The 13,665-nt window shown below is 47.0% G+C and carries 13 protein-coding genes; 6 read left to right on the top strand and 7 right to left on the bottom strand.

Going from position 1 to position 13,665, the window contains the following annotated elements:
* The first annotated feature begins 54 nt into the window (after positions 1-54).
* From AC6EJC_RS08665 to katA, 5 genes are all read left to right on the top strand, one after another.
* Positions 55-960, top strand: a complete 906-nt coding sequence (locus AC6EJC_RS08665) for an NUDIX hydrolase (RefSeq protein WP_444953604.1) — start codon at positions 55-57, stop codon at positions 958-960.
* A 29-nt stretch (positions 961-989) separates the two neighbouring features.
* Positions 990-1,472, top strand: coding sequence for a riboflavin biosynthesis intermediates N-glycosidase (ybiA, locus tag AC6EJC_RS08670; RefSeq protein ID WP_444953605.1), 483 nt, complete (start codon positions 990-992; stop codon positions 1,470-1,472).
* 5 nt (positions 1,473-1,477) lie between these two features.
* On the top strand, positions 1,478-2,377 hold the full coding sequence (locus AC6EJC_RS08675; RefSeq protein ID WP_444953606.1) for a TIGR02452 family protein: 900 nt from the start codon (positions 1,478-1,480) through the stop codon (positions 2,375-2,377).
* Positions 2,378-2,440: 63 nt separating this feature from the next.
* The gene (cysC, locus tag AC6EJC_RS08680; RefSeq protein WP_444953607.1) at positions 2,441-3,043 is read left to right on the top strand and encodes an adenylyl-sulfate kinase; all 603 of its coding nucleotides are present in this window, start codon (positions 2,441-2,443) and stop codon (positions 3,041-3,043) included.
* A gap of 198 nt (positions 3,044-3,241) precedes the next feature.
* A complete protein-coding gene (gene katA / locus AC6EJC_RS08685) occupies positions 3,242-4,699 on the top strand; it encodes a catalase KatA (protein ID WP_444953608.1) in 1,458 nt (485 codons plus the stop codon).
* A gap of 184 nt (positions 4,700-4,883) precedes the next feature.
* On the opposite strand, the gene AC6EJC_RS08690 is transcribed toward katA, so the two are convergent.
* The 7 genes from AC6EJC_RS08690 to AC6EJC_RS08720 all read right to left on the bottom strand — a co-directional run bounded on the left by AC6EJC_RS08690 (position 4,884) and on the right by AC6EJC_RS08720 (position 12,847).
* A complete protein-coding gene (locus AC6EJC_RS08690) occupies positions 4,884-6,194 on the bottom strand; it encodes an MATE family efflux transporter (protein WP_444953609.1) in 1,311 nt (436 codons plus the stop codon).
* On the bottom strand, positions 6,161-7,006 hold the full coding sequence (locus AC6EJC_RS08695; protein ID WP_444953610.1) for an ABC transporter ATP-binding protein: 846 nt from the start codon (positions 7,004-7,006) through the stop codon (positions 6,161-6,163). The genes AC6EJC_RS08690 and AC6EJC_RS08695 overlap by 34 nt, the downstream gene beginning before the upstream one ends.
* Positions 6,999-7,835, bottom strand: coding sequence for an ABC transporter ATP-binding protein (locus AC6EJC_RS08700; RefSeq protein ID WP_444953611.1), 837 nt, complete (start codon positions 7,833-7,835; stop codon positions 6,999-7,001). Before AC6EJC_RS08700 ends, AC6EJC_RS08695 begins: the two co-directional genes overlap by 8 nt.
* 7 nt (positions 7,836-7,842) lie before the next feature.
* On the bottom strand, positions 7,843-8,697 hold the full coding sequence (gene nikC, locus AC6EJC_RS08705; RefSeq protein WP_444953612.1) for a nickel transporter permease: 855 nt from the start codon (positions 8,695-8,697) through the stop codon (positions 7,843-7,845).
* Complete coding sequence (gene nikB, locus AC6EJC_RS08710) at positions 8,694-9,638, bottom strand: nickel ABC transporter permease (RefSeq protein WP_444953613.1); 945 nt, start codon at positions 9,636-9,638, stop codon at positions 8,694-8,696. The genes nikC and nikB overlap by 4 nt, the downstream gene beginning before the upstream one ends.
* A 1-nt stretch (position 9,639) precedes the next feature.
* Positions 9,640-11,175 (bottom strand): nickel ABC transporter substrate-binding protein, encoded by a 1,536-nt coding sequence (gene nikA / locus AC6EJC_RS08715; RefSeq protein WP_444953614.1) that lies wholly within the window; start codon positions 11,173-11,175, stop codon positions 9,640-9,642.
* Between the two features lie 208 nt (positions 11,176-11,383).
* On the bottom strand, positions 11,384-12,847 hold the full coding sequence (locus tag AC6EJC_RS08720) for a DHA2 family efflux MFS transporter permease subunit (RefSeq protein ID WP_444953674.1): 1,464 nt from the start codon (positions 12,845-12,847) through the stop codon (positions 11,384-11,386).
* A 137-nt stretch (positions 12,848-12,984) separates the two neighbouring features.
* On the opposite strand from AC6EJC_RS08720, the gene AC6EJC_RS08725 reads away from it, so the two are divergent.
* A complete protein-coding gene (locus AC6EJC_RS08725) occupies positions 12,985-13,554 on the top strand; it encodes a TetR/AcrR family transcriptional regulator (RefSeq protein ID WP_444953615.1) in 570 nt (189 codons plus the stop codon).
* Positions 13,555-13,665: the final 111 nt, after the last annotated feature.

Raw genomic sequence — 13,665 nt, forward strand, 5'->3', positions numbered from 1 at the left:
GTTTTTGATTCCAAAGTGACGAATGACCCATATATGAACAGGTAGGTGACGCAAGTGACAGATGTATCGAAATACAATCACAGTGGCTTGACGGAAGAGGAATTTTTGGCCGCTTATGATGCGAATCAGTATGAGCGCCCATCCGTAACGGTAGATATGCTGCTATTTACTGTAATGGACCAGCTCCAGCAGAATTACCGTAAGCTGCCGGAGAAGACACTCCAGCTTCTTTTGATCCAAAGAGGGGAGCATCCTTATATAGGGCAATGGGCGTTGCCGGGTGGTTTTGTAGGCATGGATGAAAGCCTGGAAGAAGCTGCGCGACGCGAGCTTAAAACGGAAACGAATGTGGATCAGATTTATATGGAGCAGCTATATACATGGGGAGATGTAGCACGTGATCCGCGTATGCGGGTCATCAGCTGCGCTTACGTGGCATTGGTGGACCACGATTCCTTGGAGGTACAGGCGGGGGACGATGCCGCGGATGCCCAATGGTTTGAGCTGGATTACAGTGTAGCTCAGGAGACGCGGACGAATCAGTCGGAAGGTTACACATGGGAGCAAGACATTGACATTACCCTGAAGCATGGGGACATTTGCCTGTCAGCCAAAGTAAAAGTGACTGAAATTCTCAAGGGAAAAACCATTGAGATCAAGCGAGAAGTGCTGGAATCACAGGGAATTGCTTTTGACCATGCCAAAATTATTGCGTACGGCATTGAGCGTCTGCGCAGCAAAATAGAATACACAGATATCGCGTTTCACCTGATGCCAGCTCTGTTTACACTGAGTGAGCTTCAGCAGGTGTATGAAATAATTCTAGGTAAGGAGCTGTTGGCTGCGGCCTTTCGTCGCAAAATTGCAGATCTCGTGGACGAGACCAATGAATACAGAAAGGCGGCTGGACATCGTCCGTCCAAGCTATACAGATTCAAGCCTCGGTCGCGTTTTATGTAACATAAAGGAATATGAAATGAGGAATCTTCATGGAAAAGTTTACATTTTTTTATCGCAGTCATTCGCCATTTTCGCAATGGTATCCTTCTGATTTTGTCGTGGATGGATTGAAGTTTAACTGCGCCGAGCAATATATGATGTTAAAAAAAGCGCAGCTTTTTGGGGATGAAGAAGCGGCCCTGAAAATTATGCAAGCCCCTACCCCAAGGGAGCAAAAAGCCCGTGGCCGCAGTGTGCGCGGATTTGACCAATCCTTGTGGGAGGCGAATTGCCGGCAATTTGTGTATGACGGTAATTATGCCAAGTTTACACAAAATCCGAATTTGCTCAAGCACCTGCTTAAAACGAAGGGAACCACACTGGTTGAAGCTAGTCCGACAGATATCATTTGGGGTGTAGGCTTAGCTGAAAACGATGCTCGTATTCAGAACCGCAAGCTATGGCGTGGCACGAACTGGCTTGGGGAAATATTGACGAATTTACGTGAGGATATATTGCAAAAGGAGGAATAGTCATTATGACAAATACGATGAATTCCCGGAGCAACCGGGATGCTCGATCACATATGGCGCAGGAAACACTATCCATTTTGGAGAATGGGTATTACACGAATACCAAACAAGCACAAGTGAATATGGAAAAAGAGGTAGGGAATGCGATCACAGGCTCGAAGTTATATACACCTTCTCAGCTTGTAGCTGTAAAGCAGGAGACAGAGCAAAGAATAAAAAGCATATTGGGGCCTTCTTTCCGCGTAGACGAACAGGCGATCATTGCAAAGATGGAAATCACGGGAGAAAGTACATTGCAGGCGGCATACAGACTCCAGGTCGAGGAGAAGCTGGCCCACGTGGCGTGTTTGAATTTTGCATCAGCTAAAAACCCGGGGGGCGGATTTCTCGGAGGCAGCCAGGCCCAAGAGGAAAGCTTGGCTCGTTCGTCAGCGTTGTATCCTTGCATTTCACAAATGGAAGAGATGTATCAACATAATCGGAAGCTGCGGAGCTGTTTTTATTCAGATTATATGATTTATTCGCCTGAAGTTCCTGTATTTCGGGATGATCAGGGAACATTGCTGGAAAAGCCGTATCAAGTCGATTTCCTGACCGCCCCTGCTGTTAATGCTGGAGTCGTGCGAGAAAGGGAGCCAGAGCAGGTGAATCGGATTGGTGAAGTGATGTTGGAGCGTATTCGTTACATTCTTGGAATGGCTAAGCAAAACGGCGTAGAACATCTTGTGCTGGGAGCTTATGGTTGTGGAGTATTCCGCAATAAGCCGGAAGAGGTTGCTCTTTGGTTCAAACAAGTGCTCGTAGATGAAGGATATGGCTTGTTATTTGACCGTATTGTTTTTGCAGTGTTGGACCACAAAGCAGAGCAACGTACTTTAAACAGCTTTAAAAATGCATTATCCTGAAGCTGGGACCGTGTAAAAAATCGTTTACTATAATATCTCTTGAAAAAGGAAGGAAGGTGCTGAATGAATCCATCTACGAACATTACCTGGCATGTATCTGATGTTGATAAGCAAGCGCGTCAGCTTCTGAATGGACATAAAAGTACGGTGCTTTGGTTTACAGGGCTGTCTGGCTCGGGAAAGTCAACAGTATCCTCCACACTTGAAAAAGCGTTATACGCACGAGGCATACGCACGTTTATTTTGGATGGGGATAATGTTCGGCATGGTTTAAATCGCAATCTGGGTTTCCTGCCCGCTGACCGCAAAGAAAATATCCGCCGGATTGCTGAAGTGTCAAAACTAATGGCACATGCGGGTGTTCTAACGATTTGCGCCACCATTTCCCCTTATCGTGAGGATCGTGAAATGGTAAAGGAGATTTTACAGCAGGAAGGCTGCTATGAGATCTATATACAGTGCAGTCTGGAAGAATGCGAGCGACGCGATCCAAAAGGGATGTACAAGAAAGCGCGAGCCGGAGAAATTCATCATTTTACGGGGATTGATGCTCCATATGAAGCACCGCTGGAGCCTGATCTAATCGTATCCACTGAAGGCCGGGAGGTAATCCAGTCGGTTCAGGATATCTTGGATTTTCTCGACAGGGAATCCTTGCTGTTCTAATCTTCGTCAAACCTTTTTCAAATCTTCCTGAAATCTTCATTATCCAAAACAGAATTCGTGTTTAAATAGAATAGACCTCTCCATCTTGAAGCCGTCTGAATTTCCCCCTGGTTCTTTCAGATATATGGTGTCAGAGGTGGGAGGTTTTTTTGATTACAACACATAGTCAACCAATTCATTCAAGAGGTGATTTCAATCATGAGTAAACAACCAAACAACCTGACTACAAGCTGGGGTGCTCCTGTTGGAGATAATCAAAATTCAATCACAGCAGGCTCACGTGGTCCCACATTAATTCAGGATGTGCATCTACTGGAGAAACTGGCGCATTTTAACCGGGAGCGTGTGCCGGAACGCGTTGTTCATGCGAAAGGTGCGGGGGCGCACGGATATTTTGAAGTCACTAATGATTTGTCTGCATATACAAAAGCAAGCTTCCTGTCCGAAGTGGGCAAGCGTACACCAATGTTTATCCGCTTTTCTACTGTGGCGGGTGAGCAGGGCTCGTCCGATACCGTACGCGATCCACGTGGTTTTGCGGTGAAGTTTTATACAGAGGAAGGCAACTATGATCTCGTGGGCAATAATACACCTGTCTTTTTTATTCGGGATGCCATTAAGTTTCCAGATTTTATTCATACGCAAAAACGTCATCCGCAAATGCATCTGAAAAACCCGAATGCTGTCTGGGATTTCTGGTCCTTATCTCCTGAATCGCTGCATCAGGTAAGTATTCTCATGTCTGACCGCGGCATTCCTGCTACACTTAGACATATGCATGGTTTCGGTAGCCACACGTTCAAGTGGGTAAACGCCGAGGGACAGGCAGTATGGGTGAAATATCATTTTAAAACGGAGCAAGGCGTACAAAATCTCGATGTGGATTTGGCTGCGAAAATTGCCGGTGAAAATCCGGATTATCATACAGAAGATTTGTTTAATGCCATTGAGAAAGGTGATTTTCCTGCATGGAAACTTCATGTGCAGATTATGCCAGTAGAAGATGCAGATACGTACCGCTTTGATCCATTCGATGTGACAAAAGTATGGTCTCAAAAGGATTACCCGCTGATCGAGGTAGGGCGCATGGTGCTGGATCGCAATCCTGAGAACTATTTTGCTGAAGTAGAGCAGGCGACATTCTCGCCGGGTTCATTTGTTCCTGGTATTGAGGCATCCCCGGATAAAATGCTGCAAGGGCGCCTGTTTGCTTACGGCGACGCACATCGCTATCGTGTCGGTGCAAATCACAATTCGTTGCCGATCAACCGTCCGCATGCGGAAGTACACAACTACCAACGTGATGGTGCATTGCGCAGTGACAGTAATGGTGGAGGATCTGTTTATTACGAGCCTAACAGTCTCGGTGGACCCAAAGAATCACCAGCGCACAAAATCGCTCCTTTTGAAGTGTCTGGCGAAGCTCAAAGTGTAGCCTACGATCATCATGACCACTACACACAGCCGGGCGACCTGTACCGCTTACTCAGTGAAGAAGAGCGTGCGCGTCTGGTCCAAAACATCGTAAATGCGATGAAGCCCGTAGAAAGTGATGAAATCAAACTGCGTCAGATCGGGCATTTCTTCAAAGCTGATCCTGAATACGGACGCCGTGTAGCCGAAGGTCTAGGCTTGACCGTTCCTCAAGGCGAGTAGAGGTATCTGCAAACTCCTAACAGAAAGCCCTGTGTATAAATTTTAAAAAAGGATGTCCCAACGCCACGTACATGGTTGATGGGACATCCTTTGCTTTTGAGTACGTTGTAAAGCAGGTGTTTGTGGTGGACGCTCGCTGTTATAGAACCGCACGCATTAACGCGTTCGCCAGCATTATAAGCTGCTATATCCTATGCAACCGAGGCAAGTAGATCATAAGAAACAGTGACCGTCCTAATGCAAACACGATAAAGGACAGCCAAAGTCCATGATTCCCATAATGAGGAACGCACCAGAAGATAGCGATCAAAAAGCAGACCAATGAAATCATCATAGAATTACGGATGGGGTACGTTACCAACATCCCCGTAAACACACCGTAGAATACCAGTCCCAGTCCGGCAGCTAGCGGAAAGGCCACAATCCAGCCATTGTAAGGGCCTGTAAGGCTAATCACTGTAGCATTATCCGTAAACAGTGAGATAAGCGGCTCTTTCAGTGCAAAATACAATCCTCCCGTCACTACGCTGGTAACCAGCGTCCAGAACCATGACAGATGGATAACTCTTTGGAGCATTTTCCGATCCCCGGCACCACGGGCCTGCCCCGTCATGATGCTGCTGGCGTTAGCAAACCCGTCAAAAAAGTAAGCTATAATGTAGTGGATTTGCAACAAAATAGCGTTCGCTGCCAACTGATCGGTTCCAAAGCTCGCACTGCGCGCCGTAAACAGATTAAACATCGTCAGCAGACAGGCTGTACGAATCATGAGATCAAGGTTTGTCGCCATGACACTTTTTAACTCTGAGACTCCAAACCATCCTCGCCAATTCATCGGCCCGCTTCGCTTCCATTCTCTCCAAATCGATGAACGGAACACCAGCACAAGACCAAATACACATGCAAGAACTTCCGCAATCAGAGTAGCGCTTGCCACACCAGTGACATTCCAATGCATGATCTGTGTGAATACAATAGCCAATACCATATTGATTACATTCATCGAAATTTGCAAAAACAATGTCGCCTTCACGCGGGACAAACCCATCAGCCAGCCGAGCAGCACATAGTTCACCAGTGTAAGGGGGGCTCCCCAAATACGAATGTTAAAATAAATCGCTGCCTGCGCCGCCACATCCTGAGCAGGATGGATTAACTGTAGAGAAGCTAGCAGGATCGGCTTTTGCAACACAATGAATGCCGCACCGATGAGTAAAGCAATGGCCAGTGGGCGCATGAGAGCGGCTATGCTTTGGCCGTTATTTTGTGCCCCCGCGGCTTGTGCCGTGAAAGCCGATGTGCTGACTCGCAGAAAGCCAAACAGCCAATATAAAGTATTGAAAATGAGAGTACCCACTGCTACACCGCCTAAATATGCGGAATAGCTCAAATGACCGATTACTGCTGTATCCACCGCACCGAGCAGCGGGGTTGTAATCGTCGAAATAATTAAAGGGATAGCTAAAGCAAGATAGGCTCGGTGGGAAGGCAACATGTTGAAAAAACCTCCAGTAACGATTGTGTATAGGGATGGCGATCCGAATGAAATAATGCTTCTTTGGAAAAATGCTCAAGCACACTGCCATCTTTCATGACCATGATTCGATCACTCATAAAGTGCACAGCCGCCAGATCATGGGATATAAACAGATAAGCCAGCCCAAGCTCATCCTGTAAATCCTTGAGCAGATTCAAAACGGTGGCTTGCGTGGTCACATCCAAACTTGCTGTTGGCTCATCCAATACGATAAAATCCGGCTCTGTACTGATGGCGCGCGCGATGGTTACACGCTGCTTTTCCCCACCGCTGAGCTGATGTGGAAACTTATCCAGATAGCTGGCTGGAAGCTTTACCATACCAAGCAGATGTTCTGCTATATCCCGACGTCCTGAGGGCATACCCGCCATAAAGGAAGGAACATAGTACTTAAGCTGGTCCAGTGGTTCCATCAGTAATTGCAGGATGGTTAGTCTGGGGTTCAAAGCCGCAGCAGGATGCTGAAATACCGCACCCAGCCTGCTGCGAATCCGTTTTAATTCGCTCCGCTTTAACCCCCGGATAGACTGTCCATCCAATCTAAGCTCACCTTGATCAAACGGGTCCAATGTCAGAATACAGCGAGCGAGTGTGCTTTTCCCACTGCCACTTTCTCCGACGACGCCCAGACATTCTCTGGGTGAGATCGACAGTGCAACATCTTGTAGCACTGTTTTGCCTCCCGCGTAAGCCTTCGTCAAACCGGAGACGGTAACGACAGGATTAGACGTGTCTTGCCGCTGAACGCAGGTGGTGGTTTGATCATTCATGTAAAGCGCTCCTTTCCGATGCGATCTGTTCTTCGGTGCTGTTGTATGGCAAACGTGCTGGAGCGCCTAGAGACAGCGGCGGAATAGCCGCCAGTAGGCGACGTGTATACGGGTGGGCCGGATGATTCAGCACCGCTTGCGTTTCCCCAGTTTCAACCAGTGAACCTGCACGCATCACTGCGATTCGATCCGCATACTTGCGTACATGCCGCAGGTCGTGAGTGATCCACAAGACGGAAATGCCTGTTTCCGTCCGGATTTGGTCAATGAGCTGGAGCACCCGATGAGCTGTGAGCGTATCCAGCGCGGTTGTTGGCTCGTCCGCAATGAGCAACTTTGGCTCCAGCAGCAGTGCAGCCGCAATAGCCGCCCGTTGCAATTGACCGCCGCTGAGCTGGAACGGATAGCTGCGGTACACACGCTCGGCGGGAAGCTGTACGCGCTCCAGCACCTCGATACAGCGCTGCTTACGCGCCTTGCGATCTTGTTTGCCGTGAGCGCGCATCAGCTCGTCCAGTTGGCTGCCCACACGTAGAAAGGGGGTGAAGGCCCCGTGATAGTCTTGAAAAATGTAAGATATTTCACTACCAAGCAAGGAACGTCTTTGTTTAGCGGATAGGGCTAGCAAATTATTGTCCTTCCACGCAATGATTCCTTCCGCTGTAACAGAAGAGGGGAGCAGGCCACCAATAGCGAACGCAGTCATGCTTTTGCCGCTACCGCTTTCGCCGGCAAGTGCAAACCATTCCCCCCGACGAACGGCAAGTCCCAGTTGCTCTACAATTGTTTTTGCTTTTGATCGAATCGTCAAGCCTTCAATAGTCAGCATGTGCAGTTCACTCCTCCGTCCGGGTTTTAACATCATAACGGTCGCGCAGCTTGTCTCCAAGCACGTTCGCCAGTAGCACTGTTAGCACGACAGCTATCCCGGGAACCAGCATTAGATGGGGAGCCATTTGAAAATACGCTCGTCCTTCATTTAGCATGGTGCCCCATTCGGGAATTGGCGGCTGTGGACCTAAGCCCAAAAAGGATAGGGAGGCAATCATTAAAATGATTTTGCCAATATCCAGCGTAGCCAGTACCAAAACATTCCCAATTGCATGGGGGAGAATATGCCGCATGACAATCCGCAGGGAGGATGTACCCGCCAGTATGGATAACGAAATGTAATCCTTTTGCTTTTCAGCCAGAACGGTACTGCGCACCAGCCGTGCATAACCAACCCATTTTACCGCAGTCACCGCGAAAATAAGATTTACTAAGCCTGGTCCGAGCAAGCCGCTCAGTACAATGGCAAAAATATAATCAGGTAATGTCATGAAGGCATCGACCATCCGTTTGAATACACGATCCAGCCAGCCTCCAATAAATCCTGAAAGCAGACCAAGAGGAACCCCGACAACCAGTGAAACGGCCAAAATCAACAAACTGGTTCCGACAGTCGTCTGAACTCCTGCTATCACTCTCGATAACACATCTCTTCCCAAATGATCGGTTCCCAGCCAGTGCATAGCGCTGATCGGTTGAAGCCGATTCCCCATCTGGATACGATACGGATCTTGCGGAGCAAGGAACGGAACGACTGTAATTGCTGCAAGAATGAGCAGGATGGAGAGCGACACGATCCATGCTTTGGACAATCGTATCCTGGTGAGCCGCCTGTTTTCCGCATGTACGGATTTTATCATGATAAACGTTTCTCCTTCAAAGCGATTTCAGGATTGACCCAACGGTAGGACAGCTCTACCAAGATATTGATACATACAATGAACATGGCCATAAATACTGTATAGCCCTGAATAATGGGGTAATCTCTCGCGGCAATAGCATCTACAATCCATTTGCCCAGCCCCGGATAGGCGAATAGCACTTCAATCACGACCGTGCCTCCCAGTAGGCTGCCTATACTCTCACTGAATACCGTTATGAGTGGAACTAAACTGTGACGGAACATGTGTCTGAAAAAAATGCGAACCGGGCTGATTCCACGGGCTTGTGCCGCTTTGATAAAATCTTGCCCAGAGCTTTCAATCAGACTTGCGCGGATCATTCGTACATAGACGGCCGCCATTGCCAATCCCAAGGTAAGGGAAGGGAGTACCAAATGAAAAACGGTTCCTTCACCCATAGACGGCAAAATACGCAATTTAACCGCAAACCACTCGGTAAACAAAAGTCCCAGCCAAAAACTGGGAATCGAGGAACCGATTAAGGCAAACACACGACTGGCACTGTCAATCCAGCGATTACGGTACAGCGCAGCCATCGTTCCCAACGGGAGAGCTATCAGCAGCATAATGAACAGAGAGCCTCCGGTCAACAGAAGTGTATAAGGCAGTTTTTCCATAAACTCTGTAAATACCGGACGATGGGTTAAATAAGATTGTCCAAAATCAAACTGAAGCAACTGAACCAGCCACTTACCATATTGCACAGGTAATGGCTGATCCAGCCCCAGTTGGCTGCGCATATCCGCAATTTGCTGATTGGACACTGCTACATCATCGACTCGGAGAATGCTCCGGACGGGATCGCCCGGAACAAGCTTAAGCAGACAGAAGCTCACAAAGGAAAGAATAAGAAAGAATAATACAAGTTCAAGAAACTTTTTGGCGATGGATTTGAGCATGCTAGTTCACATCCAGGTCCTGGGTCAGCAGGTAGTATTCACTTTGGCTTGTTACCCAGTTAAGTACGTAATTGCGATAGGCCACTACGTTGTTGGGATGGACCAGAAAGGATTGCAGATTTTCTTGGTCAATCAGTGTGACAGCCTCCAGCGCCAGCTTGTTGCGTTGTTCCTCATTCACGGTTGTGTTCAGCTTTGTAATCATAGCCTCCAGTTCTGGTACATGTACACGCCCGTAATTCAGTGCTCCCTCAGGCATGTAAGCCGCGTTCAGAAAATAGCTTGCATCACCGCGCGGGGCTGTAATGCTACTGTAAGTCGCCAAATCCCAATCCTGATGAGCGGCAAGATATTCGTCAATGTTATCAACCTGACGGATATCAATCGTAATGCCGAGCTCCTTAGCGTTCGCCTGAATCAGTTGTGAAATGAGTGGAAGCTCCGCTCTTGACTGGTAAGTTAACAATGTGAGATGAAGTGGCTTGCCGTCGGGGTTCGTAACTTTTCCGTTCTGCACCGTATATCCAGCTTGCTTGAAGCCTTCTCGTGCGGCATTCAAATCAAACTTTTTCGTAATATATTTCGGTGAAAAAGGAAAGTCCGACAAGAACGGGCCTTGAGCAGGGGTTCCCTGACCGGACATGATTCCGTTGGCAATCTCATCCCGATGGATCAGGTTATCGAATGCTTTACGCACAGGTGTCTTTTTCAGATCAGTGTTGTTCATATTGTAAATAAGTTGATGCGTCCGCAGACTAGGAAGCGAATCCACCTTAACGGTGGAATCAGCTTTCAGCAGTTCCAGACTTTCAATTGGCGGACGATACACAATATCGGCAGTTTTGGCTTGAAAAGCAAGCTGACGTGCATTGGCGTCTTCGTTAAACATGAATTTGGCATGCTTCAACTTTACCTCACCGTTCCAATATTGATCGTTGCGATCCAAATTCAGTTCACTTCCGGCGCGGAAACTGACAACCTTGAACGGTCCCGTTCCCGATGGGAAGTCACCTGTAGCTGTGGTGTCTATAATAGCGGTATTCGGATGAACCAGCTCAGATACAAATTCCGGGAAAGGCTTGTCTGTCGTAATACTCAAAATCTGTCCGTCTGCATGAATATCACGGATATGCAGCGCATTTTTGACCGATGGATTGAGCTTCTGTGCTCTTTCCAAGGATGCTTTGACAGCAGCGGCATCGACGGCTTTACCGCTATGGAAATTCATGCCCGGTCGGATGTTGAAGGTCCAGTGCTGTCCGTCCTTGCTGTCCCATTTCTCTGCAAGCCAAGCTTCCAGCTTGAGATCCTTGTTCACTTTGATCAGTGTTTCACCTACTCCAGCACGAACGGCTGTGTAATTTACATCCGCATGAGGATCTATAGAAGGGCTTTGCACGTTGAACAATAAGGTCACACTTTTATCTTGTGGTGCAGCCGATGGAGAGGGTGAAGTTGCTGGAGATGAAGCGCAGGCTGCCATCATCACCGCCATTACTGCAGGTATAAATAGTTTAAAATACGTTCGCTTAAACAACAGGGAATCCTCCTTAATAGTAATCGTAATTTTTACAGTTTACTCCGTGAATCATATCGTAACCAAATGGAGGAGCTTTGTAAATATGTAATTGTATGAATATGTGTATAGAGTTATAAGAAAAAAGCTGCTTAACCAAGAGTGAGTTGGTTAGCAGCCTTTAAGTTTTTTAAGATATTTTTAGTTTGAGATACAAAATATTTATTAATTAGTGCATGGGAGCTTTAGCAGTGCCATGCTGAACATGAACTCTGCGGATGAAAAACGCAAGGATCAACCCGATCATACTAATGATCATCGCAAAGAAAAATGAATTCTGAGATCCGATTACCATGGCATTGGCCATTTCATTTACAGATTCAGGCATACTGGATTGGCTCAAATAGCTGTCCATGCCTTTGGAGAGAATGCTTACCGCTACGGCTGTACCGATTGCACCAGCGACTTGTTGGAGCGTGCTCATAATGGCAGTTCCGTCTGGGTATAGATCCATGGGTAGCTGGTTTAGGCCGTTTGTCTGAGCTGGCATCATAATCATGGAAATACCGATCATCAGGCAGCTATGAAGCACAATAATGAGTACGATAGCTGATGTCGTCGTAATGCCGGACAGGAAAAACAAAACAGCGGCAACGATCACAAGTCCTGGAATGACGAGCCATTTGGGACCGAATTTATCGAACAAGGAGCCCATAATAGGAGATAAGAGGCCGTTGATAATCCCACCGGGCAGAAGCACCAAACCTGCTGTTAGAGCGGACAGGGCCAGCCCTTTTTGCAAAAAGAGTGGGAGTATCAGCATCGTAGAAAGGATAGTCATCATACACAAGAAGACCATAATAACGCCGATAACAAACATCGGATATTTAAACACACGCAAATTCAACATAGGTTGCTTCATTTTCAACTGACGTACAGAGAACAGAATCAACGATACCAGACCGATGATCACAGGGAGCAAAACAACCGGGCTAGCCCAACCTTCGCCACCTTCTCCGGATTTACTGAAACCAAACACGACACCGCCGAAGCCAATGGAAGACAGCAGGATGGATAAAAAATCAATTTTGGGCTTGGTCGTTTTTGAAACGTTTTGCATAAATAAAATACCGCAGATCAACGAGAGAACCAAGAACGGAAGGGAGATCCAGAAGATCCAGTGCCAAGACAGATTTTGCAGTACCAGCCCTGCAATGGTAGGCCCTACCGCAGGAGCAAACATAATTACCAATCCGATGATCCCCATAGCCGCACCTCTCTTTTCAGCCGGGAAGATGATCAAGATGGTGTTAAACATCAACGGCAATAACAGCGCCGTACCGATGGCCTGAAGAATGCGTGCGATCAACAGCACTGAAAATGTAGGTGCTAGTGCAGCAACGAGACAACCTGCAATAGAGAACAGCAACGATGTAACAAACAGCTGTCTTGTGGTGAAGGTTTGAAGTAGCAATCCCGATACAGGTACCAAAATACCGAGTGTCAGCAGAAAAGCAGTAGTCAGCCATTGGGCTGTTGCTGTTGTAATATGCAAAATCTGCATCAAATCATTCAGCGCAATGTTAAGTGCCGTTTCACTGAACATCCCAATAAAGCCGCTAAGCAGCAGGGCAATCATAATAGGCAGCACCTTGAACGTTTTGGGTTCAGAGGGCGAACTCGTTTGACTCATTGTACTCATGTTGTTTTTGTTCCTCCAATAAATTAATGGGTATTGAATTATAACGATCGGTCTATATATAATAAACTTGCTGTTATTTTTTTGTCAAAATAAAAGTTTTAAACATTATATAATGAAGGATGCTGTATATGGCTGCTAAACCCGAATCATATGAAAATATCGTACAAACCGCATCGAAGCTTTTTTTTCATCAGGGGTATCACGCTACCGGACTTAATCAGATTCTTGCGGAGAGTGGATCACCGAAGGGATCACTTTATTATTATTTTCCGCATGGTAAAGAAGAGTTGGCTTTGGAGTGCATAAGAAGAGGGAATGAGTTTATTAAGCAAAAATTAAAACAGACACTGGCCGGAAACGATAATCCCGTACTAGCCATTCAGGAATTTATTCGCAATACAGCTGAGGAGGCAGATCGTACCGGCTTTAACGGCTTCATGCCAATTGGCTTCTGGGCTGCTGCGGAAACTTCCTGCATCAGCGAATCGCTACGTCATGCCTGTGTGAATACGTTTACAGATTGGCAACACATCTATATGGAGCGTCTTCAGGAATCGGGCTGGACAGAGGAAAAAGCACACGGTCTGGCGGTACTTATTATTTCGATGCTTGAAGGTGCATTAATTTTAGCCGTTACGCAACAGAGCAGTGCTCCTATTTATAATATAGTGGATTACATTCCACAGTTGTTAAAATAATCTTGGCTAGCTCCCAACAAGTAACTTTAGAGAGCCGATTTTCTCGTTTTTGAGAACTCGGCTTTTTTGTGCACCTGGGACGTAATTTTACTCACATTACCAGCACCAAAT

Source organism: Paenibacillus sp. TY11 (genome assembly GCF_059772165.1).

Coding starts and splice junctions, on each gene's coding strand:
- nikC (WP_444953612.1), bottom strand. CDS start 8,697: ATGATAAAATCCGTACATGCGGAAAACAGGCGGCTCACCAGGATACGA.
- AC6EJC_RS08690 (WP_444953609.1), bottom strand. CDS start 6,194: ATGTTGCCTTCCCACCGAGCCTATCTTGCTTTAGCTATCCCTTTAATT.
- AC6EJC_RS08725 (WP_444953615.1), top strand. CDS start 12,985: ATGGCTGCTAAACCCGAATCATATGAAAATATCGTACAAACCGCATCG.
- ybiA (WP_444953605.1), top strand. CDS start 990: ATGGAAAAGTTTACATTTTTTTATCGCAGTCATTCGCCATTTTCGCAA.
- AC6EJC_RS08720 (WP_444953674.1), bottom strand. CDS start 12,847: ATGAGTCAAACGAGTTCGCCCTCTGAACCCAAAACGTTCAAGGTGCTG.
- AC6EJC_RS08675 (WP_444953606.1), top strand. CDS start 1,478: ATGACAAATACGATGAATTCCCGGAGCAACCGGGATGCTCGATCACAT.
- katA (WP_444953608.1), top strand. CDS start 3,242: ATGAGTAAACAACCAAACAACCTGACTACAAGCTGGGGTGCTCCTGTT.
- nikB (WP_444953613.1), bottom strand. CDS start 9,638: ATGCTCAAATCCATCGCCAAAAAGTTTCTTGAACTTGTATTATTCTTT.
- AC6EJC_RS08695 (WP_444953610.1), bottom strand. CDS start 7,006: ATGAATGATCAAACCACCACCTGCGTTCAGCGGCAAGACACGTCTAAT.
- AC6EJC_RS08700 (WP_444953611.1), bottom strand. CDS start 7,835: ATGCTGACTATTGAAGGCTTGACGATTCGATCAAAAGCAAAAACAATT.
- cysC (WP_444953607.1), top strand. CDS start 2,441: ATGAATCCATCTACGAACATTACCTGGCATGTATCTGATGTTGATAAG.